Annotated in this window: 18 protein-coding genes; 9 read left to right on the top strand and 9 right to left on the bottom strand. The window is 74.4% G+C overall.

The window, feature by feature from the left end:
• Window positions 1-856: hypothetical protein (locus ICW40_RS10395; RefSeq protein ID WP_221653755.1), on the top strand; the 856-nt coding region annotated here is incomplete at its 5' end.
• Entirely contained in the window at window positions 853-2595 is a 1743-nt protein-coding gene (locus ICW40_RS10390; protein WP_221653754.1) for a hypothetical protein, read from the top strand. The genes ICW40_RS10395 and ICW40_RS10390, both read left to right, overlap by 4 nt.
• Before the next feature lie 26 nt (window positions 2596-2621).
• Here the strand turns inward: ICW40_RS10390 and ICW40_RS10385 are convergent, their stop codons facing one another.
• From ICW40_RS10385 to ICW40_RS10345, 9 genes are all read right to left on the bottom strand, one after another.
• On the bottom strand, window positions 2622-4544 hold the full coding sequence (locus ICW40_RS10385) for an AAA family ATPase (RefSeq protein WP_308121735.1): 1923 nt from the start codon (window positions 4542-4544) through the stop codon (window positions 2622-2624).
• Window positions 4545-4772: 228 nt separating this feature from the next.
• Window positions 4773-6086 (bottom strand): UDP-glucose dehydrogenase family protein, encoded by a 1314-nt coding sequence (locus ICW40_RS10380; protein ID WP_221653752.1) that lies wholly within the window; start codon window positions 6084-6086, stop codon window positions 4773-4775.
• Window positions 6086-9847 carry an SGNH hydrolase domain-containing protein gene (locus tag ICW40_RS10375; RefSeq protein WP_221653751.1) on the bottom strand — a complete coding sequence of 1254 codons (3762 nt, stop codon included), beginning with the start codon at window positions 9845-9847 and terminating at the stop codon, window positions 6086-6088. Before ICW40_RS10375 ends, ICW40_RS10380 begins: the two co-directional genes overlap by 1 nt.
• A gap of 399 nt (window positions 9848-10246) precedes the next feature.
• Entirely contained in the window at window positions 10247-12451 is a 2205-nt protein-coding gene (locus ICW40_RS10370; protein WP_221653750.1) for a glycosyl hydrolase, read from the bottom strand.
• 106 nt (window positions 12452-12557) lie between these two features.
• Window positions 12558-13361 carry an HpcH/HpaI aldolase/citrate lyase family protein gene (locus ICW40_RS10365; protein ID WP_221653756.1) on the bottom strand — a complete coding sequence of 268 codons (804 nt, stop codon included), beginning with the start codon at window positions 13359-13361 and terminating at the stop codon, window positions 12558-12560.
• A gap of 8 nt (window positions 13362-13369) precedes the next feature.
• Window positions 13370-13843 (bottom strand): MaoC family dehydratase, encoded by a 474-nt coding sequence (locus tag ICW40_RS10360; protein WP_221653749.1) that lies wholly within the window; start codon window positions 13841-13843, stop codon window positions 13370-13372.
• 66 nt (window positions 13844-13909) lie between these two features.
• Entirely contained in the window at window positions 13910-15082 is a 1173-nt protein-coding gene (locus ICW40_RS10355) for an acyl-CoA dehydrogenase family protein (protein WP_221653748.1), read from the bottom strand.
• Window positions 15079-17145 carry an acetyl/propionyl/methylcrotonyl-CoA carboxylase subunit alpha gene (locus tag ICW40_RS10350; protein ID WP_221653747.1) on the bottom strand — a complete coding sequence of 689 codons (2067 nt, stop codon included), beginning with the start codon at window positions 17143-17145 and terminating at the stop codon, window positions 15079-15081. Before ICW40_RS10350 ends, ICW40_RS10355 begins: the two co-directional genes overlap by 4 nt.
• A 5-nt stretch (window positions 17146-17150) precedes the next feature.
• On the bottom strand, window positions 17151-18758 hold the full coding sequence (locus ICW40_RS10345; protein WP_221653746.1) for a carboxyl transferase domain-containing protein: 1608 nt from the start codon (window positions 18756-18758) through the stop codon (window positions 17151-17153).
• Between the two features lie 95 nt (window positions 18759-18853).
• Here ICW40_RS10345 and ICW40_RS10340 point away from each other — a divergent pair, with 95 nt between their 5' ends.
• The 7 genes from ICW40_RS10340 to ICW40_RS21540 form a co-directional block, all read left to right on the top strand.
• Window positions 18854-19471 (top strand): SACE_7040 family transcriptional regulator, encoded by a 618-nt coding sequence (locus tag ICW40_RS10340; RefSeq protein ID WP_221653745.1) that lies wholly within the window; start codon window positions 18854-18856, stop codon window positions 19469-19471.
• A gap of 33 nt (window positions 19472-19504) precedes the next feature.
• Window positions 19505-20200: a DNA alkylation repair protein gene (locus ICW40_RS10335; protein WP_221653744.1), complete on the top strand. Its 696-nt coding sequence runs from the start codon at window positions 19505-19507 to the stop codon at window positions 20198-20200.
• Window positions 20201-20265: 65 nt separating this feature from the next.
• Window positions 20266-21294 carry a saccharopine dehydrogenase family protein gene (locus ICW40_RS10330; RefSeq protein ID WP_221653743.1) on the top strand — a complete coding sequence of 343 codons (1029 nt, stop codon included), beginning with the start codon at window positions 20266-20268 and terminating at the stop codon, window positions 21292-21294.
• 152 nt (window positions 21295-21446) lie between these two features.
• A complete protein-coding gene (locus ICW40_RS10325) occupies window positions 21447-22343 on the top strand; it encodes an alpha/beta hydrolase family esterase (RefSeq protein WP_221653742.1) in 897 nt (298 codons plus the stop codon).
• A 43-nt stretch (window positions 22344-22386) separates the two neighbouring features.
• Window positions 22387-23022: a hypothetical protein gene (locus ICW40_RS10320; RefSeq protein ID WP_221653741.1), complete on the top strand. Its 636-nt coding sequence runs from the start codon at window positions 22387-22389 to the stop codon at window positions 23020-23022.
• 88 nt (window positions 23023-23110) lie between these two features.
• Window positions 23111-24202 (top strand): phosphotransferase, encoded by a 1092-nt coding sequence (locus ICW40_RS10315; protein WP_221653740.1) that lies wholly within the window; start codon window positions 23111-23113, stop codon window positions 24200-24202.
• Window positions 24199-25319, top strand: a 1121-nt coding sequence (locus ICW40_RS21540) for a T3SS effector HopA1 family protein (RefSeq protein ID WP_221653739.1), incomplete at its 3' end; no start/stop codon positions are given. The genes ICW40_RS10315 and ICW40_RS21540, both read left to right, overlap by 4 nt.

Genomic DNA, 25319 nt, shown 5'->3' with positions numbered 1-25319 from the left:
GCGGGCCGCCCTGCACGCGCTCGCCGCGCCCGGCCCGCGCACCGGGACCGACGGTGACCCCGCCGAGCCCTGGGCCGAGGCGGTCGCCGCCTGGCACACCGCCCGCATCCGGGCGGTGCTCGGCGGCGACTTCCCGGTCGTCCCGGTGGTCGAGCTCCCGACCGCCCTGGCCGCCGAGCTCACGGCGTCCACCACCGACGGCGCACTGCTCGACGGCGCGCGGCTCGCGCCGGCGGAGTGGCTCCTCGCGCACAGCAGGGTGCGTCCGGCGGCAGGACGGCTGTGGTCCGTGCTGTGCGAGGCCGAGCGTCGCAGGACGGGCGTCGGGGCGACCCAGCTCGCCGTGGCCCAGCTCCCGTACCGACCGGGTGAGCCCTGGGTCGGCCTACGGTTCGCCGACGGCGCCCCGGCACGACCCGCGGGGACCTCTCTCGTGCTGCTCCGGTCCGACGGCGCGAGCGACCCGGTGCCCACCCGCGTCGCGGCGCTTGTCGTCGACCAGTGGCACGAGCACCTGTCCCCGCGGACCGAGACCACGGGCGTCGCGTTCCACTTCGACGCGCCCGGTGCCCGCGCCCCGCAGAGCGTCCTGCTGGCCGTGCCGCCCGACCAGCAGGCGGCGACCTGGTCGACCGAGGCCCTGGTGGACACGGTCCTCGAGGCCGTCGACCTGACGCGGGCGCGCACCGTCGACCTCGACGACGTCCTCGCGATCGGGCGGTTCATGCCCGCGCTCTACCTCGCGTTCGACCTCGAGCGCGCGGTGCCGTCGCTCGACATCTCGGCCGTCGTCCGCACGGCGGTGCTCCAGGCCACGCTCGTCCCGTCCTCGGACCCGGAGGTGGTGGACCCATGAGCTCGATCACGAGCTGGACCCGGCTCGAGCCGCTGCCCCGCTCCGCAGACCTCGCTGCGGCACTCCGCGCGGAGCTCGCCGACCCGCTGTGGCTGCTCGCGCGGCAGTGGCAGCTCGGGGAGCTCGCCGGCGAGGACGCCGGGTCGCCCGTCGACTGCGTGACGCGCGTCGAGGTCGCGCCGGTCACGCGTTTCCACGCGGGCACGCCGGGCTCCGACGCGCACGAGCGCAGCGTCGACGTCGTCGACCCGTCGGCTCCGCTCGAGCCGCTCGTGGAGCGACGTGAGGTGGCGGGCGGCGCCTCGGACGAGTGGCTCCGGGTCGAGGCCGGCCAGCACTTCCTCCGGCTCCTCACGGAGCACGGCGCCGACGACCAGCGCGACGCGTTCGTCGGTGCGTTCCGCGTCACGGCCGACCGTCCGACGACGCCCGACCCGTCGAGCGCGCTGTGGCGGTCGTCCGTCGGGGACCGCGTTCCGGACGGACGCAGACTCGCGGACGCGTTCTCAGCGCTGGCGGACGCGGCGGGTGGCCTCACCGCGCTCCCCGACACGCCCGCCGTGCCCGTTGACCGGCAGGGCGACGTCCGGAGCGCCGGGGAGGCCTACCTGCGGTGGTGGGCCGGGTTCGTCGCGGCGCCCGCGGGCGACGCGTGGGACCCGTACCGGCTCGAGTACGGCTTCGCGGTGCAGGCGCACCTGTCCGACGGCGACGTCGTGCTGCGCGCCGAGGAGTACCGGGGCGGGCACCTCGACTGGTACGCGTTCGACGCGGACACGCAGGTCAGGCTCGGTGCGCCCGCGACCCTGCCGCCCGTCCGCGAGGTGGTCCGGCACACGCTGCCCACGCGCGCCGCGTACCCGGGCATGCCGGCCGAGCGGTTCTGGGAGATCGAGGACGGCTCGGTGCGCTTCGGCACCGAGTCGGTCGGTCGCACGGACGTCGCCCACCTGCTGCTCGACGAGTTCGCGCTCACCTACGGGAACGACTGGTGGGTCGTGCCGGTGAGCCTGCCGGTGGGTGTGGTGGCGGCCGTCCGGCAGGTGCGGGTCCTCGACACGTTCGGCGTGCCCACCGACGTCCGGCCGGCCTCCGTCGACGGCGCGGCGCGCTGGGGGATGTTCGACCTCACGCTGCGGCCGGGCGCCGCGGCGCGCGCGTCGGGCCTGCTCTACCTGGCGCCCGCGACGGTCGGCTCGCAGGAGGGCGACGCGCTCGAGGAGGTCACCTGGTTCCGGGACGAGATGGCGAACGTCGTCTGGGCGGTCGAGCGCGTCACGGAGTCCTCGCTGGGCGGGCGCCTCGAGCACCGGCCCGAGCCCACGGGGTACCGACCTGCGGGCACGGCCCAGCGGATCGCCGGCGACGTCGCCGACGCCGCCCTCGTCTACCGCCTGAGCACCGACGTGCCCGACCCGTGGTTCCCACTCGTCCCGGTGCGGCCGACCGGGGCGCCGCCCGGCGTCGTCGACCTCGAGCTCCGCACCGTGACCCGGGTGCAGGCCGACGGCACGCGCCGCACGCCGGCACCTCGGGGCCGGTTCCTCACGGCGCGTGAGCCCATGCGCGTGGCCGAGGAGGAGGTCGGCAGGTCGGGCCTGTCCACCCGGCTGGCGTGGCAGCTCGCGCGCGGCGCCGACGGGCGGTACCACCTGTGGCTCGCGCACCGCGTCGGGCCGGGGCACGGCGAGGGCGACAGCGGGTTGCGGTTCGACGTCGCCCGCCGTGTCGCGCGGTGACCGGTCACCTCAGGTGACCGGTCGCCTCAGGCGACCGAGCGCCGCCCGCCCGCGCCGTCGGGCGCGGCCGGGGTGCCGCCGGCCGTGACCCCCCGGGTGGTAGCGGGCACGGACGTCGCACCGGACGACACCGCGGTGACGAGGTCCGCCCCGTGCGCGTCGCGCGCCGCCTCGAGCACCTCGGTGATCTGGTCCCCGACGAGCTCGTGCCGCTCGAGCAGCGCGTCGCGGAGGGCCTCGACGAGGTGCCGGTTCTGCGAGAGCAGCCACCGCACACGGTCCCGCCCCTCGTCGAGCACGGCCTCGAGCTGCTCGCGCGCCGCGCGGTCGCCCAGCACCGCGCTCACGAGGTCCTGCCCGGTCGCGGCGAACGAGACGAGCGATCCCGTCATGCCCGCCGCGCCGACCATCTGCGCGGCCGTCCGCGTCGCGGTCGCCAGGTCGCTCGCCGGGCCGGTCGACGTCATGCCGAAGAAGAGCTCCTCGGCCACGAGGCCGCCCATCGCGATGTCGACGAGCGCCCGCAGGTCCTGCGCGGAGCGGGTCCACACCTCCTCGACGTCGCCGTGCGCGAGCAGCCCGAGGGAGTCGCCGCGCTTGACGATCGTCAGCACCTCGAGCGCGCGGTTGGGCGCCACGAGCCAGGCGACGACGGCGTGGCCCGCCTCGTGGGTCGCGATGAGCCGCTGCTCCCGCTCCGTGTAGCCGACGGGGTGGCCGATGCCGACCATCTCCGTGATGCGCGCCTGCTCGACGTCCTCGAAGGACATGCCGGCGGCGCCCCGACGCAGCGCGTTGACCAGCGCCTCGTCCAGGAGGTGCTCGATCATCACGGGCGTCCAGCCGTTGGTCGCCGCCGCGATGCGGTCGCGCGTGGCGGGCACGTCGAGGTCGGGTGCGTGCGAGCGGCGGGTGAGGAAGTGGTCGACGAGCGCGCGGCGCCCGCGGGCGTCCGGCGGCGAGAACGTGAGCTTCCGGTCGAACCGGCCGGGCCGCAGCAGCGCCGGGTCCAGCGAGTCCGCGCGGTTGGTGGCGGCGATGAGCAGGATCGGCGCGCGCACCGGCTTGATCTGCCGCAGCTGGCGGTCCGCGGGGAGCAGGAGGTTGATTTGGGCGATGAGCCGGTTGAGCAGCTTCTGACCGCCCGTGGGCTCGTCGAACGACTGCATCTGCACGAGCAGCTCGTTGACCACGCCGCCGGTGCCCTCGCTGATGACCGCGTTGCGCACCACGCCGCGCGGCGCGCCGTCGGCCGAGGCCGACCGGTGCCCGAGGTCGGCGCCAGCGCTCAGAAGGCCACCCCGGCGCAGCGCGATGGCGTCGATCTCCTCGATGAACCCGATCGCGCCGCCCTCGGCCCGGGCGGCCTTGCGCAGCGCGCCGAAGTACGCGCGGATCTTGCGGGCGGTCGCGCCGTAGTACATCGACTGGAACGACGTCGCCGAGACGAACAGGAACGGGACGCCGGCCTCGGCCGCCATGGCCTTCGCGGTCATCGTCTTGCCCGTGCCGGGGAGGCCCTCGAACAGCAGGCCGCGACGCGCCGTCCCGCCCATCTGGTCGGCGAACCGGCGGTGGGTCTGGAAGAGGTCGATCGAGCGCCGCACGTCCTCGGTGATCGGGTCGATACCGATGACGTCGTCGAGCCGGACGTCGACCTGCTCGGGCCGGTAGGTGAGGTGCGGTGAGCGGCTGTTCATGGCCTGGCCGCCGACGAGCAGCACCAGGAGCGCGGCGAAGAACAGCACCGGGACCAGGATCAGGGGGTCGACGGCCGGGAACGCGGGCAGCTGGGACCGGCCCATGAGAGGCATCGCGATGAGGTACGCCTCGACGAGGAGCACGACGGCGGCGAACCGGTAGAACCGGCGGCGGCGCATCCGGTCGCGGTCGGCGGCGATGTCGTGCTGGCCGAGCGGGGGACCGGCAGGGGAGGCGGCACGGGGCACGGTCGTTCCTTCCGCGCGGGAGCCGCCGTCGGACGACGTCGGCTGGGTGCCCATGCTCGACCAACCGGACAATTCGGGCAACCGCCGACGCCGATCGTGCCCCGGACGGGTGAACGGACGACGACGCGCCTCCCACCGGACCGTGAGGTCCGGTGGGGGGCGCGTGGGTGTGCGGTCGGCCGGTCGGGCCGACCCGTCGGTCACCGGCGGTCGGTCAGCGCGGGTCGATCACGGGCGGCCGAGCGCGCGGTAGACCCAGCCGGCCGAACGCCACTTGCCCGGGTCGAGCACGTTGCGTCCGTCGACGATCCGCTTGCCCGCGACGACCTCGCCGAAGGCGTGCGGGTCGAGGTCGCGGTACTCCGCCCACTCGGTCGCGAGCACGACGACGTCGGCGCCCGCGGCGGCCTCCTGCGGCGTCGCCGCGAAGGTGAGCGACGGCCACGCGCGCTCGGCGTTGGCCACGGCCTCGGGGTCGGTGACGACGACGCTCGCACCCTGCAGCGCCATCTGCGCGGCGACGCTCAGCGCGGGGGAGTCCCGCACGTCGTCGCTGTTCGGCTTGAACGCGGCGCCGAGCACGGCGACCTTGCGGCCGACGATCGACCCGTCGCAGACCTCGCGCGCCAGGTCCACCATGCGCACGCGGCGGCGCATGTTGATGGCGTCCACCTCGCGCAGGAACGACAGCGCCTGGTCCGCGCCGAGCTCACCGGCGCGGGCCATGAACGCGCGGATGTCCTTGGGCAGGCACCCGCCGCCGAAGCCCAGACCGGCGTTGAGGAACCGCCGCCCGATCCGCGCGTCGTGGCCGATCGCGTCCGCGAGCTGCGTCACGTCGGCACCCGTCGCCTCGCACAGCTCGGCCATCGCGTTGATGAACGAGATCTTGGTCGCGAGGAACGAGTTCGCCGCGACCTTGACCAGCTGCGCCGTGGCGAAGTCGGTCACGACCTGGGGCGTGCCGTCGGCGAGCGGGGTCGCGTAGACCTCGTCCAGGACGGCCTGGGCGTGCGGACCGTCCGGGCCCTCGGGGATCCCGTAGACCAGCCGGTCGGGGTGCAGCGTGTCCTGAACCGCGAAGCCCTCGCGCAGGAACTCGGGGTTCCAGACGAGGCTCGCCTCGGGCTGGACCTCGGCGAGCCGCTCCGCGATCCGCTCGGCCGTGCCGACCGGCACGGTCGACTTGCCGACGAGGACGTCGCCCGGCGCGAGGTGGGGGAGGACCCCCTCCACCGCGGCGTCGACGAACCGCATGTCCGCCGCGTACTCGCGCTGCTTCTGCGGCGTCCCGACGCACACGAAGTGCACCTGGGCGCCGGCGACCTCGGCGAGGTCCGTCGTGAACCGCAGCCGACCCGTCGCCATCGTCTCCTCGAGGAGCTCCGGCAGGCCGGGCTCGAAGAACGGCGCACGGCCGCTCGAGAGGAGCGCGACCTTGTCCGCGTCGACGTCCACGCCGACGACGTCGTGCCCCAGCTTCGCCATGCAGGCGGCGTGCACGGCACCGAGGTACCCGCAGCCGATCACCGAGATGCGCATCAGGCCTGTCCTTCCTTCGAGATGAACAGCGGGGTGACCGCCGGCGCGAGGTACGCGCTGTAAGGGGTGGAGACGTGCGAGGCGTCGCGGTAGACGAGCATGTTGCCCACGACGACCGGGCACTTGCGGTCGGTGCAGAACCAGTCGATCGGCTCGACCGTCGACACGTCGATGACCTCGAGCGTGTTGGCGACCTGCTCGTGGCGGCCCGGGAAGCTGTAGGCGTCCTCGCGCATGTTCATGCACGGCTCGACCTTCGCCAGGTTGTTCGCCACGCAGTCGGGCGCATTGCCCGCGGGCACGGGCGTGTCCAGGACGTAGGCGACCGGCGTGCCGTTCGACCGGATCTGGGACAGGGTCCGCGCCGTGGCGTCGGCCCACTCGACGTTCGTGACCTGGTTGCCCGGGACGCTGTCGCTCTGCGACACCACGACGATGTCCGGCTGGAGCTCCGCGATCTTGGCGAGGGTGCTCTCCCGCCAGTCGAGGCACTCGGTGTAGGTCCGGTTGCCCAGCTGGGGCGCCGTCACCTCGACGTCGGCGACCGGGCAGGCCGCCTTGGTCCAGGAGACGAGCTTCCAGCCCTGCTCCTTCGCCTGGGCGTCGAGCGCCGGCAGCCACTGCTGCGCGTGCGAGTCGCCGACCAGGACCATCGTGTCCTCGCCGTCCGGGTCGCCGTAGACGCAGTCGCCCTGGTCGACCTGGAGGAAGTCGGCGTGGCACCCGTCGAGCGAGCTCACCGGCTGGTCGCCGTTGATCGAGTCGAGCGCGGGCGTCAGGTTGCTCGGCGCCTCCTGGGTCAGGGTGCCGCGAGCGACCTCCTGCATGATCGCGCCGGTGTCCGCGGCCGCGATCTCGACCGCCTGACCGGTGCCGACGAGGTTCGGGACCGTGGTCGCGACGGCGAACGCCGTCGTGGCCGAGACCGCCGCGAGCGAGAACCCGATGGGGAGCCACAGCACCTTCTTGAGGCGCGAGCGCAGAGCAGGGCTCTCGACGAGGTGGTACATCATCACGGCGACCCAGAGGCTGAGCGCTGCGACCTCGAGCTGCACGACCCAGGAGAGCTTGAAGCCCAGGATCATGGGGAAGAGGATCAGCATCGGCCAGTGCCACAGGTACCAGGCGTAGGAGACCTTGCCCAGGCCCTGCATCGGCCGCAGGCCGAGCACCAGCTCGGCGCTGTTCCGCGAGGGACGGCACCCGGCCGCGATGACGGCGGCCGTGGCGAGCACGGGCAGCAGCGCCGCCGTGCCCGGGAAGACCGTGTCGTCGGTGTAGGCCAGACCGCTCACGAGGATGCCCGCGACACCCGCCCACGACAGCACGGCCGCGAACCGCGGCGGCATCTTCGCGAGGTAGGTGGCACCCGCGGCCAGCAGGCCGCCGATGCCGAGCTCCCAGGCCCGCGTGTGCAGCGAGAAGTACGCCATGGGCTGGTTCGTGGACGTCATCTCGAGCGCGGCCCACAGGGACGCGACGCTCACGACCGCGATCGTGACGACGACGGCCTTCTTGTAGCGGCGGCGGAAGATCCACGCGCACGCCATGAGCAGCAGCGGCCACACGAGGTAGAACTGCTCCTCGACGGCGAGCGACCAGTAGTGCTGCAGGGGGCTCTCCGGCCCGGACGCCTGCTGGTAGTTCACGCCCTGCGACGCGAACCGGTAGTTGATCGTGTAGAACGCGGCGAAGAGCGCGTCCGTGGTCACGGCGCGGACCTGGAACAGCGAGTCCCAGACGCGGACCGCGACGACCGTCACGACGAGCACGACGGCGGCCGGCACCGCGAGGCGCTGGAACCGACCCGCGTAGAACTTCCGGAAGCTGATCTTCCCGTTCTTCTCGAGCTGGCGGAGCAGGCCACCGGTGATGAGGAAGCCGGAGATCACGAAGAACACGTCCACGCCGACGTAGCCGCCGGTGATGCCGGGGACGTTCGCGTGGTACAGCACGACGAGCAGGACGGCGATCGCGCGCAGCCCCTGGATGTCGGGACGCCAGCGGCGCAGCCCGGCCTCGGGCTGGGGGCGCGGCGCGCCACCCGAGGGACGCGACGCCGCGATGCGGCCGCGCAGCGAGGCGAGCGAGCCGCCCCAGCCCACGACGACCTCGCGGACCTTGTTCGCGACGGCGACCGTGACCGGCTCCGCGTTCGTCTGCTGGAACAGGATCGGCACGAGCACGAACGACGAGAGCCCGGCGAGCAGGATCATCGCCCAGAAGCGGCCGATGCCGAACTCGACGAGGCCGCGGGCGAGGCCGAGCCAGATGAACGTCTGCGTGACGGCGATCCACACCTTCGCGGTGCGCAGCACCGTGACGCCGAGCGGCGTCGTGCGGCTCTGCGGCGCCGTCTTGTTCGCGGTGCCCGTCGCGACCCACTCGCGGGTGCGGCCGGTGAGCACGTGGAAGATCGCCACGGCGTGGGCGAACGAGTAGAGGGCCTGGACGCGCAGGACGTCGACGCGCCAGCGCGACTTGAACATCACGGGGAGCACGAGCAGCCACATCAGCACCGCGCCGACGAGGTAGAGCGAGTTGGTCGGCAGCACGAACTGCGGCAGGAGCCACAGCATCGCGAGCGCGGGCATCGCCGTCGTGAAGACGTTGAGCGCCGTGGTGATGTAGTAGAGGAACCCGGCCCAGAACGCGAGGCGCTGACGCGCCGAGATGTGCGGGTTCTCGTGGAACGTGGAGTCCGCGAGAAGGCTCATGGAACCCGTGCACCAGCGGTACTGCTGGTTGAGGAACGGGAGCACCTCGTCGGGGCACAGGCCCTTGGATACGAGGATCGGGACGTAGCGCAGCCCGTAGCCGGCCTTCATGAGGTTCACGCCCGTGTGGACGTCCTCGCTGTGGCCGATCTGCGCGAAGCCGCCCGCGGCGTCGAGCGCCTTGCGGCGGTAGATCGCGCACGTGCCGACGCAGATCGCGGCGTTCGAGCGGTCACGCGCCGGCTGGATCCAGCGGTAGAAGAGCTCCTGCGTCGCACCGGCGCAGCGCTGCAGCCAGTTCATGCCCTTGTGCGTGTCGAAGAACTGCGGCGACTGCACGATGCCGACGTCCTCCTGCTCGAAGTACGGCACGAGCTCGTGGAGGTAGTCCGGCCGGGGCACGAAGTCCGCGTCGAAGATCGCGATGAGGTCGCCCTCGGACTGCTCGTAGCCGAACCGCAGGTTGCCGGCCTTCTTCAGGCGGCCGCGGTCGGGCCGGGTCCGGTACTCGAAGCCGTGGGCCTCGGCGAGGTCGCGCACGGAGTCGCGGGCGGAGTCGTCGAGGACCCACACGGTGATGGCCGCGGGCCACTGCAGGGCCTTGACGTGCCGGTACGTGTTGGCGAGCACGTCGAGCGCCTCACCCGCGGAGGGGAGGAACACGTCGACGGTCGGGTACCGGCCGGGGGCGTACTCGAGCACGCGCATCTCGTGGTCGATGCGGTCGACCCGCTTGGACCGCGTGCTCGAGCACAGGCTCACGACGAGCGCGACGGCGTAGAGCGAGAACGGCGCGAGGAACCACAGCAGCCGCGTGTCCGAGAGGCTGAACCGGAGCACGCTCACGCCGATCAGCGCGAACGAGAGCGACTGGACGAGCAGGAGCCAGCGGTGCTGCCGGCCCATGTACCAGTACTTCTCGACGTCGGTGGGCGGGTTGGGCAGCCACGCGGTGGTCGTCTCGACGGCGGGAGCCGTGCGCAGCTGCTGCTGTGGTGCGGAGGTAGTCGGGGCGTCTGGGCCAGGGCGAGAGTCGACTGACATCTGCCACCTTCCCGGGTGGTGCGGACCTTCGGAGCAAGGACCACGTCGTCCCCCGGGGAAGGGCAGGGGCGATCGCCCCGGGCCGTCCGGTGGGCCCAAACCTAGGGCCGACCGGGTGAACCGAGAGTCATTGCCGGGTGAAATCCGCGTAACGTCATGCGGCCCCACCACGAGGACATGGGAATGGCCACATTGGCAAGTGCCCAGGTCAGCGCCATTTATGACTGATTAGTCATCCCATGTGTCAACTGAGTCACACCGCCCACGATGTGGGACGCGTTCTTCGTCCCGCCGCGCGAGTTGTCCCTTTCTGCAGGGAATGCGCTGATTGCACGCCGGAATGCGTGCGGCGGCACTGCGGCGGGACATGGCGGCGTGCGGGCGACGGTGACCGCGCCGTCAGGAGGCCGCGGCCTTCCCTGTCACAGCGAGCGACCGCGACGTCGAGTTGACAGCGCGCAGCGTCCAGGTCCACGGGTACCCGGGGTAGAGGCCGGTCGCCGTCAGCCCCGCAGCGGTGCCGACGGGCACGTCGGGGTAGGTCGTGGCGCCCACGGACACGCGCCACGCGGTCGCGCCGGCCGGCGCCGTGGGGAACGTGAGGGTGATGGACCCGCGGCCGGACGTGACGACGGGGGCGTCCGGCGCCTCGAGCGCCGAGAAGGAGCCCGTGCTCGCGGGCGTGGTGCTGCCGGGGGCCTGCCCGTCCCAGCGCCCGGCGGCCGCCACGAGGCTCCACGCCGTGGGCGACCCGAGCGGGACCTGGACCGACGTGGTCGTCGTCGTCGCGGGCAGCGTGCGCGTGACGCCGTCGACCGTGAGCAGCCAGGTCTCGGCACCCGCGGGTGCCTTCGGCAGGTTGAGCGTCGCGGTGGGTCCGGTGACCGACACGTACGGCTGGTACGGCTGGGTCATCGGTGTGAACGTGCCGGATGTCGCGGGGGACTCGAGCACGGTGCTGCCCGAGACCGCGACCGCGGTCAGGGCCAGCGTGTGGCTCGTGCCGTTGGTCAGGCCGGTCAGCCAGTAGTCGGCCCGGCCGACCGGCACCAGCTCGTAGGGGCGTCCGTCGACGACGAGCCGCCAGTGCGTGGTGCCGAGCGTCGGCGCGGGCAGCACGACGCGCGCCCCGCCGGACCTGGACTCCACGACGGGTCGGTCGGGCCGGGTCGGCACGACGACGACGGCGGTGGTGGGCTCCGAGACGTGGGTCGTCGTGCCGCCCGTGCCGGTCGCGGTCACCTCGTAGCGCAGCGTGCGGCCGTGCGTCGCGGCGTCGAGCACCAGGTCGGCACCGGTCCCGCCCGCGGGCGTGCACGACGAGGCCGTGGCCGCGTCGCACACGAGCCAGCGCCCGGTCGTGGCGTCGGCGCCGCGCCACTGCCCTGCGGTCGCGGTGAGGGTCGACCCGACGAGGGGGACCCCCGCGACCGCGGGTGCCACCTGGACGAGCGGGGCCGGCACGGTCGTGGGGCCGGCGGGGTACCAGCCCGAGGAGAGGGCGGCACGCACGGCCGAGAGCGCGGCGGCGTCCTGGCCGATCCGCCAGTCGAAGCGCGAGCGGACGTCGAACCACGTGAAGCCGATCGCGCGCGGCGTCCGGAGCAGCGAGGTCAGGAGCTCGTGGATGAGCGCCGGCCGCGCGGCGCCGGGGAGCACCCCCGTCTCGGCGAGGTAGATCGGCTTGGTCGGCGCGACGGCGTCGAGCTGGCGAACCGTGGGCGCGAGGGTGTTGGCCCACGTGTCGCTCGTGCTGTCGTAGTACGCGCTCAAACCTGCCCAGTCGACGTAGTCGTCACCCGGGTAGTAGGGCGCGAGGTCCGGGGCCGTGAGCGTGTCGATCGAGGCGGGGGACCACACCCACGTGACGTCGCGGACGCCCTCGGCCTCGACGAGGTCGTGCACGTGCCGGTACGCCGCGACGTAGTCGGCCGGGGTGTTGCCGTTCACTCCGTGACCCCACGGGTACCAGTCGCCGTTCATCTCGTGCGCGAACCGCAGGGCGACGGGCGCCGCGATCTCGCGCAGCGCCGCCGCCTGCGCGCGGAGGTAGTCGTCGTGCAGCCCGGCCGCGATCTCGCGCAGGGGGTAGCGGTCCTCGGTGGGTGCCGTCGCGTCGAACGGCTCCCACGTGATCATCGGCATGACGCCGTCCGCCGCGATCGCGCGCAGCGCCGCGGTGCTGAACGGGAACCGGAAGGACGTGAAGCTCAGGGCGACGCCCGCCTCGTGACCGAGCGCGGCCTCGAGCGCGGTCATGGCGCCGGTGCTCGTGGGCAGGCCCTCGGACGCGATGCCGAAGGTCATCCCGGGGAAGCAGCCCACCTCGCGAGGCGCGCACGCTGTGCCGGTCGATGCTGTGCCGGTCGATCCTGTGACCGTCGATGCTGTGCCGGTCGATGCTGTGCCGGTCGATGCTGTGCCGGTCGATGTGCCGGTCACGACCGCGACCGTCGACGCCGTCGCCGGCGCGGTGGCCGGGCCCGTTCCCGTGAGCGTCGCGGCGACGACGGCGACCGCCGCGGTGAGCGCGGTCGCGAGGCGTCCGGCCCTGCGCCGCCCGGCGCCCTTCGCGTGGATGGTCCCTGCGGTCGAGTCCTTCACGGTGTGCCCCCTTCGGGGCCCGGACGTGCTCCGGCGTGCCCCGCCGGACCCATCGGCCGGGGGCCGTCGGACGCAAGGCATCCGCCGGGCCGGATGACCTTCGTCCCTAGGTGCCCGTGCTCTCCGCGCGGCGGACGAGCGTTCGTGCGTGCTCGACGAGGGGACCGTCGACGAGCTGCCCGCGGAAGCGGAAGGCGCCCGCCTCGTGCGCCGCGACCTCGAGCAGGTCGCGCGCGCGGGCGACGTCGTCGGGGCTGGGCCGGTAGCCCGCCCGCACGACGGGCACCTGGCCGGGGTGGATGCACGCCGTCGCGCCGAACCCCGACGCGACCGCGTCCGCCACCTCCGCGGCGAGACCCTCGTGGTCCTCGATCGCGACGTGGACGGCGTCGACCGCGACCTTGCCGTGGGCGCGCGCCGCGACGAGCGTCGCCGAGCGGGCGTACCGCGCGACGTCGCGGTACACGCCGTCGGGCCGGCGGCTCGCGGTGCCGCCGAGGGAGGCGACGAGGTCCTCCGCACCCCACATGAGCGCGACGACGTCGGGCGCCGCGGCGATCTCGGCCACGTGCAGCAGGCCGGTCGCGGTCTCGACGAGGGCGACGACGTCGAGCCCCCGTAGCCCACGGACCTGGTCCGCGTCGGCCGTCTTGGCGAGCATCACGGTGCGGTACGACGTCCGCCCGAGAGCGTCGAGGTCGGCCTCGTGGTCCGCCGTGCCGGCGGCGTTGAGGCGCACGACGGTGTGCGCCGGGTCGAGGTCGCTGCGGACGAGCGCCTCGCGTGCGGACGCCTTGGCGTCGGGCGCGACGGCGTCCTCGAGGTCGAGGATCACGGCGTCGGCGCGGTCGGCCGCCTTCGCGTAGCGGTCGGGGCGGTCGGCCGGGCAGAAGAGGAGCGCCGGGCCCATCGTGAAGGTCACCGGTGGGCCTCCTGGCACCAGACGAGCACCGAGCGGGTCGCGGTCGCGACCACGGTGCCGTCCTGGTTGCGCCCGGTGTGCGCGAGCGTCACGACGCCCTGACCGGGGCGGGACCGCGAGAGCCGCTTGTCCGTCACGACCGTCTCGGCGTAGAGCGTGTCGCCGTGGAACAGCGGGTGGGGGAAGGCGACGTCGGTGAGACCGAGGTTCGCGACGATCGTCCCCTGGGTCAGCTGCGCGACCGAGCTCCCGACGAGGACCGCGAGGGTCATCATCGAGTTGACCAGGCGCTGCCCGAACGGCTGGCCGGCCGCCCACGCGGCGTCGAGGTGCAGGCCCTGCGTGTTCATCGTGAGCGTCGTGAACAGGACGTTGTCGGCCTCGGTCAGGGTGCGCCCCGGCCGGTGCAGGTAGCGCGTGTCCGGCTCGAGCTCCTCGTAGTAGAGGCCGCGCTGCTCGACGTCCCTCATGGCTGGCCCTTCCTCGTTGCGCGAGCCGCCCTCATTGCGCGAGCCGCCCTCATGCGCGAGCCGCCCTCATGCCGCACCCGCGAAGCCGAGCTCGCGCGCGATGATCATGAGCTGGACCTCCGTGGTGCCCTCGCCGATCTCGAGGATCTTCGCGTCGCGGTAGTGCCGCGCGACGGGGTTCTCGTTGAGGAAGCCGTAGCCGCCCCAGATCTGCGCCGCGTCGCGTGCGTTCGCCATGGCCGCCTCGCTGCCGACCATCTTCGCGATGCTCGCCTCGAGCTTGAACCGCTTGCCGGCGACGATGCGGTGCGCGGCGTCGTAGTAGGCCAGCCGTGCGGTGTGCACGCGGGCCTGCATCCGCGCGATCGTGAACGCGATGTGCTGGTTCTGGCCGATCGGCCGGCCGAACACCTCGCGCTTGCCGGCGTACCGCACGGCCTCCTCGAGGCACCCCTGGGCGGCGCCCGTGCAGAGCGCCGCGAAGGCGACGCGGCCCTCGTCGAGCGACTGGATGAAGTTGGCGAACCCCCGGCCCCGCTCGCCCAGCAGGTTCGTCTCGGGCACGCGGACGTCGGTGAACGTGAGCGGGTGGGTGTCGGACGTGTGCCACCCGACCTTGTCGTACGACGGCCCGACGACGAACCCCGGCGTCCCGCTGGGCACGAGGATCGCGCTGAGCTCCTTGCGCACCGAGCCGTCGGGCATGGTCTCCTCGCCCGTCACCGCCGTGACGGTCACGAGGCTCGTGATCTGCGTGCCCGAGTTGGTGATGAACTGCTTCGAGCCGTCGATCACCCACTCGCCGTCCTCGAGGCGCGCGGTCGTCCGGGTGCCGCCGGCGTCCGAGCCGGCCTCGGCCTCGGTGAGCCCGAAGCCCGCGAGCGCCTCGCCGCGCACGAGCGCCGGCAGCCACTCGCGCTTCTGCTCCTCGGTGCCGCGCCGGAAGATCGGCATCACCCCGAGCCCGACGCCGGCCTCGAGCGTGACGGCGATCGACTGGTCGGCCCGCGCGAGCTGCTCGACCGCGAGGCACAGGGAGAAGTAGTCCTTGCCCTGACCGCCGTACTCCTGCGGGAAGGGCAGACCGAAGAGGCCCATCTCGCCCATCGTGCGGATGATGTCGTACGGCAGCTCGCGCCGGGTGTCGTACTCGTACGCGGCGGGCGCGACGACGGCGTCGGCGAACTCGCGCACCTCGTCGACGAGGCGCTGCTGCTCGGTGGTCAGCTCGTGGCTCATGCGGGGATCCCTTCGTGGGGGCGTGCCGGATCGGCGGGTGGCGCGCTGATGGTCGCCACCACCTGGTCGAGGGTCACCCGGTCCGCCGGTCGGACGGTGAGGGTGACGGTGCCGTCGGTCGTCGCGAGGAGCCGGTGCTCCATCTTCATCGCCTCGACCGTGAGGAGCGTCTGGCCCGCGGTGACGTGGTCCCCGGTCGCGACGTCGACGGCGACCACCGTGCCGGGCATCGGGGAGCGGACCTCGGGGCGGGCGGCGGCGCCGGCCCGGGTGCGGGGGACGAGGCGCCGGGCGGCGCGGGCGGCCGCGCCCGTCACGGTGAGCGCGACGGCGCCGCGGTCGGTGCCGACCCACGTCGTGGCGCCGTCGACCGCGACGGGGACGCGGTGGCGGCGGTCGTCCAGCTCGAGCGCGACGGCGAGGTCGCCGAGGCGGGTGAGGCGCGCACGCCGGGGCCCGCCGCCGCCGACCGTGACGGTCGCGTCGTCCGCGCCTCCCAGGACGGTGACCTCGACGACGTCGGCGTCGGGCCCGTCGGCCGTGACGTCGAGGCGTGCCGGTGCCGGACCGCCGAGGCGCCAGCCGTCGCGCCGCCAGGCCCTCCCCGCACGGTCGTCGCCGGCCTCGCCCGAACGCCCGCCTGCCGGCCCGTGCCGGTCCGCGACGGCGAGGAGCGCGGCGGCGACGAGCGCCGGCTCGCCGGTCGCCGACCCGCCGGGTCGTCGCTCGACGCGCGCGAGCAGCCCGGTCTCGAGCCGGCCGGCACGGACGTCCGGGTCCGCGAGCACGTCCCGCAGGAAGCCGACGTTCGTCCGGACGCCGAGCACCGTCATCCCGGCGAGGGCCGCGTCCAGCCGCGTGAGGGCCTCCCCCCGGTCGTGCCCCCAGGCCACGACCTTGGCGAGCATCGGGTCGAACGCGGGCCCGACGACGAGCCCGGGGAGCAGCGCGCCGTCGACGCGGACGCCCTCGCCCGTCGGCTCCTCGAGGCCCAGGACCGTCCCCGTCGTCGGCAGGAAGCCGCGCGCGGGGTCCTCGGCGTAGACCCGCGCCTCGACGGCGTGGCCCCGAAGCACGACGTCGTCCTGCGCGAGGGGCAGCGGCTCGCCTGCGGCGACGCGCAGCTGCAGCTCGACGAGGTCGAGCCCGGTGACCAGCTCGGTCACCGGGTGCTCGACCTGGAGCCGCGTGTTCATCTCGATGAAGAAGGCGTCGTCGGGAGCGTCGCCCGGCACGAGCAGCTCGACGGTGCCCACGCCGACGTAGCCGACGCTCCGGGCGACGTCGCACGCGAGCGCGCCGATGCGCTCCCGCATCGCGTCGTCGACCAGGGGCGACGGCGCCTCCTCGACCACCTTCTGGTGCCGGCGCTGGAGCGAGCACTCGCGCTCGCCGAGGTGGATCACCGCGCCGTGGGTGTCCGCGAGGACCTGCACCTCGATGTGACGCGGCGCGCGCAGGTAGCGCTCGAGCAGCAGGGCGTCGTCGCCGAAGCCCGCGGACGCGACGCGACGGGCGGTGCGCAGCGCGGCGGGCAGCTCGTCCGGCCGCTCGACCACCTGCATGCCCTGCCCGCCGCCGCCCGCGGACGGCTTGACCAGGACGGGGAACCCGACCCGGCCCGCCGCGGCCACGAGCTCGTCGTCGGTGAGCCCGGGCTCGTCGGTACCCGGCACGACCGGGACGCCCGCGCGGGCGACGTGCGCCTTGGCACGGATCTTGTCGCCCATGAGCTCGAGCGCCTCGGGCCGCGGCCCGACGAACACGACGCCCGCGGCGGCGCACGCGCGTGCCAGGTCGGGGCTCTCCGAGAGGAACCCGTACCCGGGGTGCACCGCCTCGGCACCGGCCGCCACGGCCGCCGCGACGACGGCGTCGACGTCGAGGTAGCCGCGCGAGCCGGCGCCGGGCAGCCGCACCGCGTCGTCGGCCTCGAGGACGTGCCGCGCCCCGCGATCGTCGTCGGTCCACACGGCGACCGAACGCACGCCGAGCGCGCGCAGCGTGCGGATCACCCGGCAGGCGATCTCGCCGCGGTTGGCCACGAGGACGGTCGAGAACACCCCGCTCACATCCGGTAGAGGGCCGCGGCCCGGTCGGGGAGCGGTGCGCGCGCGCACACGTCGAGCGCGAGACCCAGCACGCGCCGCGTGTCGGCGGGGTCGATGATCCCGTCGTCCCACAGCCGCGCCGTCGAGAAGTACGGGCTGCCCTGGCGCTCGTACTGCTCGCGGACGGGCTCGCGGAACGCGGCCTCGTCGTCGGCGGACCACTCCGCGCCGCGGGCCTCGAGCTGCTCGCGGCGGATGGTCGCGAGGACCGCGGCCGCCTGCGGCCCGCCCATCACGGAGATCCGGCTCGCGGGCCACATCCACAGGAACCGCGGCGAGTAGGCCCGGCCGCACATCGAGTAGTTGCCGGCGCCGAACGAGCCGCCGATGACGACGGTGAGCTTGGGCACGCGCGCCGTCGCGACCGCGGTGACCATCTTGGCGCCGTGCTTCGCGATGCCCCCGGCCTCGTAGTCCCGACCGACCATGAACCCCGAGATGTTCTGGAGGAAGACGAGCGGGATGCCGCGCTGGTCGCACAGCTCGACGAAGTGGGCGCCCTTGAGCGCGGACTCCGAGAACAGCACCCCGTTGTTGGCCACGACGCCCACCGGGTGCCCGTGCAGCCGCGCGAAGCCGGTCACGAGCGTCGGGCCGTACTCGCGCTTGAACTCGTGCAGCTCGCCGCCGTCGACGACGCGGGCGATCACCTCGCGCACGTCGTAGGGCGACTGCACGTCCGCCGGGACGACGCCGTAGAGCTCCTCGGCCGGCAGCAGGGGCTCGCGGCTCTCGGCGACGTCCCACGCCGGCGCCGCCGGGGGCGGCAGGCTCGACACGATGTCGCGGACGATGCGGAGGGCGTGCGCGTCGTCGTCGGCGAGGTGGTCGGTGACGCCGGACGTGCGCGCGTGCAGGTCGCCACCGCCGAGGTCCTCGGCCGTGACGACCTCGCCCGTCGCGGCCCGGACGAGCGGCGGGCCGCCGAGGAAGATCGTCCCCTGGTCGCGCACGATCACGGTCTCGTCGCTCATCGCCGGGACGTACGCGCCGCCCGCGGTGCACGAGCCCATGACGCATGCGACCTGCGGGATCCCCTCGGCCGACATGCGGGCCTGGTTGAAGAAGATCCGGCCGAAGTGCTCGCGGTCCGGGAACACCTCGTCCTGCTTGGGCAGGAACGCGCCGCCCGAGTCGACCAGGTAGATGCAGGGGAGCCGGTTCTCGAGCGCGATCTCCTGCGCCCGCAGGTGCTTCTTGACCGTGAGCGGGTAGTAGGTGCCCCCCTTCACCGTCGCGTCGTTGCACAGCACCATGACGTGCCGACCGTGCACCAGCCCGATGCCCGCGACGACGCCGGCGCCCGGTGCGTCCCCGTCGTACACGTCGTACGCCGCGAGTGGAGCCACCTCGAGGAAGGGGCTCCCCTCGTCGAGCAGCACCTCGACGCGTTCGCGGGGCAGCAGCTTGCCGCGCGCGACGTGGCGCTCGCGTGACGTCTCCGGTCCGCCGAGCGCGGCGGCCGCGAGCCGCTCGCGCAGCTCGGCCGCGAGGGCGCGCTGGGCCGCGTCGTTCGCGGTGAACGACGGCGCGGCGGGGTCCGCCGTGCTGAGCAGGGTCTCCATCGACCGTCCCGTGAGCGCGAGTTAACGATTGCTAACCCAATTGACGTTAGTGTTCGTTCACCGAGTTGTCCACGCCGACGTGCCGGGAGGGTCCGATGGCGAAGCCCACGCAGGCGCCCGAGGTCGCCGCGACCCAGCGCGGCCGGGCGAAGGCGGACCGCCGCGCGTCGCTGCTGGCCGAGGCCGCGCGCCTGTTCGCCGCGCGCGGGTTCGACGGGGTCTCGATCGAGGACCTCGGTGCGGCCGCCGGGGTCAGCGGCCCCGCCGTCTACCGGCACTTCCCGAGCAAGCAGGGCGTCCTCGCGGCGCTCCTGGTGGGCGTGAGCGAGAGCCTGCGCGACGGGGGCGCGGCCGTGGTGGCCGACGCCCCGGACGACGTGGCTGCCCTGCGCGGCCTCGTGCGCTTCCACGTCGACTTCGCGCTCGGCGACCCGGACGTCATCCGCGTGCAGGACCGTGACCTCGACGCGCTGGCCGTCGACGACCGACGCGCGGTGCGGGCGCTCCAGCGCGCGTACGTCGAGCTGTGGGTCGGCGTGCTCGCGCGCCTCGCGCCCGACGCCGACCCGGCCGAGCTGCGCCTGCGCGCCCAGGCGACGTTCGGGCTGCTCAACTCGACGCCGCACAGCGTCCGGTCGCTGCCGCGCCGGCGCGTCGCGCCGCTGCTCGAGGAGATGGCGCTGGCGGCGCTCGGGCACCCGACCGGGTCCTAGGCTGGCGCCCACGCGAGCGGACGGGGGAGCGACGTGGCACGCACGACGACGAGCACGACGACGAGCACGACGGTGGCCGAGGTGCTCGCCGAGCTGGCAGCGCTCGAGGACCCGAGGGCGCGTGCGGTCAACGAGCGTCACGGTGACGACCACGGCGCGAACCTCACCAGGCTGCGGGAGATCGCCAAGCGCCTGCGCACCCAGCACGAGCTCGCTCGCGAGCTCTGGGCCACGGGCGACACCGCCGCGCGGCTCGTCGCCCTCCTCGTCTGCCGGCCGAAGGCGTTCACGCGCGACGACCTCGACGCGATGCTGCGCGAGGCGAGGGCGCCGAAGGTGCACGACTGGCTCGTCGGGTACGTCGTGAAGAAGAGCCCGCACGCGGAGGAGCTGCGGGTCGCCTGGACCGCCGACCCCGACCCGGTCGTCGCGAGCGCCGGCTGGGCGCTCACGTCCGACCGCGTGGTGAAGGACCCCGAGGGCCTCGACCTCGGCGGGCTCCTCGACGTCGTCGAGGCGGAGATGAAGGACGCACCCGATCGCCTCCAGTGGGCGATGAACACGTGCCTCGCCCAGGTCGGCATCACGCACGCTGCCCACCGCGCTCGCGCGCTCGAGATCGGTGAGCGGCTGAGGGTGCTCGAGGACTACCCGACGCCGCCCCACTGCACGTCCCCGTACGCACCGGTCTGGATCACCGAGATGGTGCGTCGGCAGCAGGGCGCGTAGGGCTCGCAGCGTCAGAGGAGAGCTCGAGCAGAGCTCGGTCAGAGGTCGAGGAGAGACGGAGAACCATGACGTCCGGACCAGTCGTCGTCTACGGGGCCACCGGCCACACGGGGCGGTTCGTCGTCGCCGAGCTGCTCGACCGGGGCCTGCCGGTCGTCGCCGCCGGCCGCGATCCCGCACGGCTCGAGGCGCTCGCCGAAGGGCGCGAGGGCGTGACGGTGCGCCCGGCCACCGTCGACGACGCCGCCTCGCTCGACCGCGCTCTGGCCGGCGCGGCCGCCGTGGTGAACTGCGCCGGCCCCTTCGCCATCACCGCCGGCCCCGTGGTCGGCGCGGCGCTGCGTGCAGGCGTCCCCTACGTCGACGTCGCCGCCGAGATCGAGGCAAACCTGGCGATGTTCGCCGACCACGGCGACGACGCCCGCGCCGTCGGCGTGCCGGTGGTGCCCGCGATGGCGTTCTTCGGCGGACTCGGCGACCTGCTCGCGACGGCGGCTCTCGGCGGCCGGACCGTCGCCGACGACGTCCACGTGGCGTACGGCCTGAGCAGCTGGCGGCCGACGGAGGGCACTCGCGCGGCCGGCCGGGTGTCGCACGACCGCCGGGGCGGCCGCCGCGTCCGGTTCGCGGGCGGCGCGCTGGAGTACCACGACGACCCTCCGTCCGCGGTCGAGTGGGACTTCCCCGAACCATGGGGGCGCCGGACGATGGTCGCCGGCTTCACCATGGCCGACGTCGTGACCGTCCCGAGCCACATCCGGGTGGGCGACGTCCGCACGTCGATGTCGGCCGAGGCCGCACGCGACCTGGCGGACCCGGACACGCCCGCTCCCGAGGCGGCCGACGCGCGCGGCCGGTCGGACCAGACCTTCGTCGTCGACGTCGTGGTCACCGCGGACGGCGTCGAGCGACGCGCCACCGCGAGCGGTCAGGACATCTACGCGGTGACCGCACCGCTCGCCGTCGAGGCCGTGCAGCGGGTCCTCGACGGACGTGTCCGCGCCACGGGTGTCGTGTCGGCCGGCGCTGCCTTCGACGCGGCGGCCTTCCTGCGCGCGCTCAGCCCGCACGTGGTGGTCGACCTCCCCACCTGACGGCGGCAGGCTGACGACGGCAGGCTCACGTCGGGTCTACCTAGGTACCCGCACGCCCCGAGATGAGCACCGGATGCTCTGGGGCACCCCTGTCCCACCACGGCACGGTGACGTGGTGACCGGCGCCACCGTCGGTCGGGGGGAGGACCACCATGGGACTGCTGACCGGTCAGACGCTCGGCGGGCAGACCTCGCGCACCTACCACGTGCACGTGCCCGACGACCCGCCGGCCGAGCGCGTCCCCGTCGTCGTCGTCTTCCACGGCGGCGGTCAGGACGCCACGACGATCGCCCGGCGCTGGGGCGTCGACCCGCCCGCGCCCGTGCCGCCCGGGCTGGCGAGCTACCTGCTCGTCTTCCCCGAGGCGGACCCGGGCCTCGGCGACGCGTGGATGCACGTCACGGCGGGTGACACCGCCACGCCGACGCACGACCTGGCGTTCGTCGCGGCGCTGCTCGACGAGCTCACGACGGCGTCGTTCAGCACGTCGTCGGCCACCGTCCCGACCGTGACCGGCGACCCCGACCACGTGTACGCCGCGGGCTTCTCCAACGGCGGCGGGATGGTCTGGCAGCTGGCGCACAGCGCGCTCGTCGCGCGGTTCCGCGGCTTCGCCGCCGTCGGGAAGGCCCTCGACCCGGAGAAGGTCCGGCGCTACAGCCGTGGGCTCGGCGGTGCGCCGGCGGTGCCCGTCCCGGTGATGTACGTGCACGGCACGGGCGACGTCGGCTTCCGGCCGCCGTTCAGCCTCCACGAGACACCGCTCGACACGACGTTGCCGTCGTTCACCGTCCAGGCGATGGCGGACCGCAACGGCTTCGCCCTCGACGTGCCCGCGGCGACGCGGCTTCTCGGCGGCACGGTCAACCTCACCGAGGTCGTCGTGCAGCTGTTCGCGGGCGTCGAGGCCTTCGCGATGGCGACGGTCCTGCACGGGGGCCACAACTGGCCCACACCCACCACGCGTGGCAACCCTCCGGTCGCCACCCACTTCGACGCCACCGCCGCGGTCGTCGACTTCTGGCACCGGCACGCCGGCCTGCCGTGACCCGCACGACGAGACCGCACGACGTGGACCCGAGAGGACGATCATGAGCTCCGACGACCGCCGACCAGGACGACCCGAGCGACCCCGCCCCAGGCGGGGGAGGGCGTCCGAGGTCGACCTCACCCCCGACCCGCTGCCGGCCGCGCTGCGGCCCGACGCGCGGCGCCGGACCACCGCCGTCCCGTTCGCCGGGTTCCTCGGCGACAGCACGGACCCGGCCACCATCCGCCTCTACACCGACCCGGCTCTGCGCACCTGGCTCGAGCTGCCGCGCAAGGACGTCGTGCTGCGGCAGGAGGCGACCGGGAAGGACATGCCCGCGGGCGCGAGCGTCGTCTGGGTACGCCGGGCCGCCCCGGTGGGTGCGGGGGGCAGCACGGCACGCGAGATGGTCGGGAAGCTGCTCTCGGGTGACGTCATCCGTGAGCACCTGCCCGGCAGCTGGACCGACGACCAGCTGGTCGACGCGATGGTCACGCCCACGATCGTCATCACGATCCTGCTCTGCGTCACGCCGTCCTGCGAGGACATCTCCGTGCCGCTCCTGTGCGAGCCCGACGACGACCGAGACGACGACGAGGACGATGACGACGATGACGACGGTGACGACGACGACGACGGCGAGGGCCCGGACGAGCCCGGGGACGACCAGCCGGAGACCGAGACGCCGACCGGCTGACGTCGCGGCGGGCCGACCGGCGGCCGAGGCGACGCGCACCGCGTCGTCCGCGCCGCTGGCGGCGGCCGCGCTGATGACGGCGGCGCCGATGAGGGCCGCGCCCATGACGGCGGCGGAGACGGTCGCACACCTCGTCGGCGCGGGCGTCGTACCGGCCGAGGTCCTCGTGCGGGACGGGGTGCGGGTCCGGGACGTGTCCCGTCGGCACCTCGACCACCTGGTGACGATCGGGGACGGCCAGGGAGGGGTGTTCGTCAAGCAGGGCGTCGGGGCCGAGCGGCGGGCAGCGGTCGCCGCCGAGGCCGCGGTCCTCGCCCTGCTCGCCGGCCGGACGGACCTGGCGGCCCACCTGCCGACCGTGCGGCACGTCGACGCGGCGCGGTCGATGCTCGTGCTCGACGCCGTGCCGGGTGCGGTGAGCCTGCGCGAGCACCACCACCGCACCGGGCGGCTCCCCGTCCTCGCGTCCCGCGGGCTCGGCCGTGCCCTCGCGCGCCTGCACGACGGCACCACGGGGCAGGGCCACGCCGCGCTCCACCGGGGCCCGGCGCCGACGCTCCGCCTCCACCGGCCGACCCCTGCCGCGCTGGACCAGACGGGCCGGGGCGCGCGGGCGGTCCTGGCGGTGCTCCAGGGCGCGCCCGGGGCGGGTGCGCTGCTGGACGCCGTGGCGGAGGACTGGCACGGGACGTCGCTGCTCCACGGCGACGTCCGCTGGGACAACGTGCTGCTGTCCCCGGCCCCGGGCGCGCGGCGCGTGTCCCGCGTGACCCTCGTCGACTGGGAGCTCGCGCAGCTCGGCGATCCCGCCTGGGACCTGGGGTGCGCCTTCGGCGAGCACCTCGCCGCCTGGGTCGCGGGCCTGGCCGTCTCCTCGCACGCGCCGCCTGGCGAGGCGGGCGGCGGCGCGACGCCCCTCGCGCGCGTGCACGCGTCTTCCCGCGCCCTCTGGCACGCCTACCTGTCCGCGCGGCGGGTCGACGACGTCGCGGGCTTCCGCCTGCGTGCGGTGCGCTACGCGGCCTGCCGGCTGCTGCAGTCCGCCCTCGAGCGCGCCGACCGCTCCGCGGTCCTGCCGTCGCACAGCGTGGTGGCGGTCCAGCTCGGGCTCAACCTGCTGGCGCAGCCCCTCGACGGCGCCACCCACCTGCTCGGCCTCGACCTCGGCTGGTCGTCGTGACCGTCGACGAGCTCGCCGAGGCGCTCGCCCGCGTCGGCGTCGACCGCCGGGGGGTCGTGACCTGGGACGGCGCGGCGGTCGTGCGGCGGGGTCGGCGGCAGCCGCGACTCGACGGACCCGCGCTGCGGGCGCGGCTCGTGGACCGGCTGCGCCTCGTGCTGTACGAGCGCCTCTACTGCGGTGTGCCCGACGACGACGACGAGCTCGGCGCGGGCCTCGGTCACGGTGCCGACGCGTGGTTCGTCGGGCGGCTCTCCGCCGCCGGCACCGGCGTGGGCGGCTGGCAGCCCGGATGGCACGGCGTCGCCGTCGGACCCGGCGGCGTGACCGTCCGGCGGCACGGCCTGAGCGTGCTCGCGCGCCCCGGGGAGGTCCGCCGGGTCGACGGCGGCGACGCCCCGCTCGCGCCCGGGATGGAGCTGGCCCTGCGCTTCGGCCCGGAGCTCCCGCGTGCGCTGCCCGGCTTCTGGTTGACGCTCGGTGATGCGCCCGTCCCCGACGACGAGCCGCTCGTGCGCTTCTACTGGCACGTCGCGGCCGACGCCGCGCCCACGCTGGTGCGAGAGCTGACCGGCCGCCTGAACGTGGCGCGGACCCCGTTCCAGCTCAAGGTCGTCGACCACCCCGGCCGGTACCGCCGCCGCGACGCCGCGGTCCTCTACGTCCCTGCCGGCGCGGCGGTGAGCGCCGTGGCCGCGGTCATGGCCGCGCACCGGCGGCTGGGACCGGCCACCCGGCCCGGCGTGCCCGCGTTCACGCTGCCGCTCGCGCGCGGCCTGGCCGTCGCCGAGGACACCGGCGAGGCGGCGAGCTTCGGGACCCACCGGTGCGGTCTCGTGGCCGAGGCGGTGGTGCGCGTGCACGAGCGCGGGAGCACGGCGGTCCGCGCGCGGCTCGACGCCGTCGGCGAGGTCCTCGCCGAGCGCGGCATCGACGCCGCACGCCCGTGGCAGCGGGTCCTCGACCTCGAGCACGTGCGCGCCGCCGCGACCGCCGCCGGGAGCGCCCGGACGGTCCACCTGGGCCCGGTCCACGGCCCTGACGCCCCGGCCGCTCCCGTCGCGCACGGCGACGGCCGCGCCCCCGGGGCGGGTCGTCGCAGCGGCAACGGCCGGGA

Origin of the sequence: Actinotalea ferrariae (assembly GCF_019733465.1) — a bacterium.
Lineage (GTDB): Bacteria > Actinomycetota > Actinomycetes > Actinomycetales > Cellulomonadaceae > Actinotalea > Actinotalea ferrariae_A.
This window is presented reverse-complemented; position numbering and strand designations above follow the sequence as displayed.

Coding starts and splice junctions, on each gene's coding strand:
- ICW40_RS10345 (WP_221653746.1), bottom strand. CDS start 18,758: ATGGAGACCCTGCTCAGCACGGCGGACCCCGCCGCGCCGTCGTTCACC.
- ICW40_RS10390 (WP_221653754.1), top strand. CDS start 853: ATGAGCTCGATCACGAGCTGGACCCGGCTCGAGCCGCTGCCCCGCTCC.
- ICW40_RS10360 (WP_221653749.1), bottom strand. CDS start 13,843: ATGAGGGACGTCGAGCAGCGCGGCCTCTACTACGAGGAGCTCGAGCCG.
- ICW40_RS10320 (WP_221653741.1), top strand. CDS start 22,387: ATGAGCTCCGACGACCGCCGACCAGGACGACCCGAGCGACCCCGCCCC.
- ICW40_RS10330 (WP_221653743.1), top strand. CDS start 20,266: ATGACGTCCGGACCAGTCGTCGTCTACGGGGCCACCGGCCACACGGGG.
- ICW40_RS10325 (WP_221653742.1), top strand. CDS start 21,447: ATGGGACTGCTGACCGGTCAGACGCTCGGCGGGCAGACCTCGCGCACC.
- ICW40_RS10365 (WP_221653756.1), bottom strand. CDS start 13,361: ATGGGCCCGGCGCTCCTCTTCTGCCCGGCCGACCGCCCCGACCGCTAC.
- ICW40_RS10375 (WP_221653751.1), bottom strand. CDS start 9,847: ATGTCAGTCGACTCTCGCCCTGGCCCAGACGCCCCGACTACCTCCGCA.
- ICW40_RS10315 (WP_221653740.1), top strand. CDS start 23,111: ATGAGGGCCGCGCCCATGACGGCGGCGGAGACGGTCGCACACCTCGTC.
- ICW40_RS10380 (WP_221653752.1), bottom strand. CDS start 6,086: ATGCGCATCTCGGTGATCGGCTGCGGGTACCTCGGTGCCGTGCACGCC.
- ICW40_RS10355 (WP_221653748.1), bottom strand. CDS start 15,082: ATGAGCCACGAGCTGACCACCGAGCAGCAGCGCCTCGTCGACGAGGTG.
- ICW40_RS10340 (WP_221653745.1), top strand. CDS start 18,854: ATGGCGAAGCCCACGCAGGCGCCCGAGGTCGCCGCGACCCAGCGCGGC.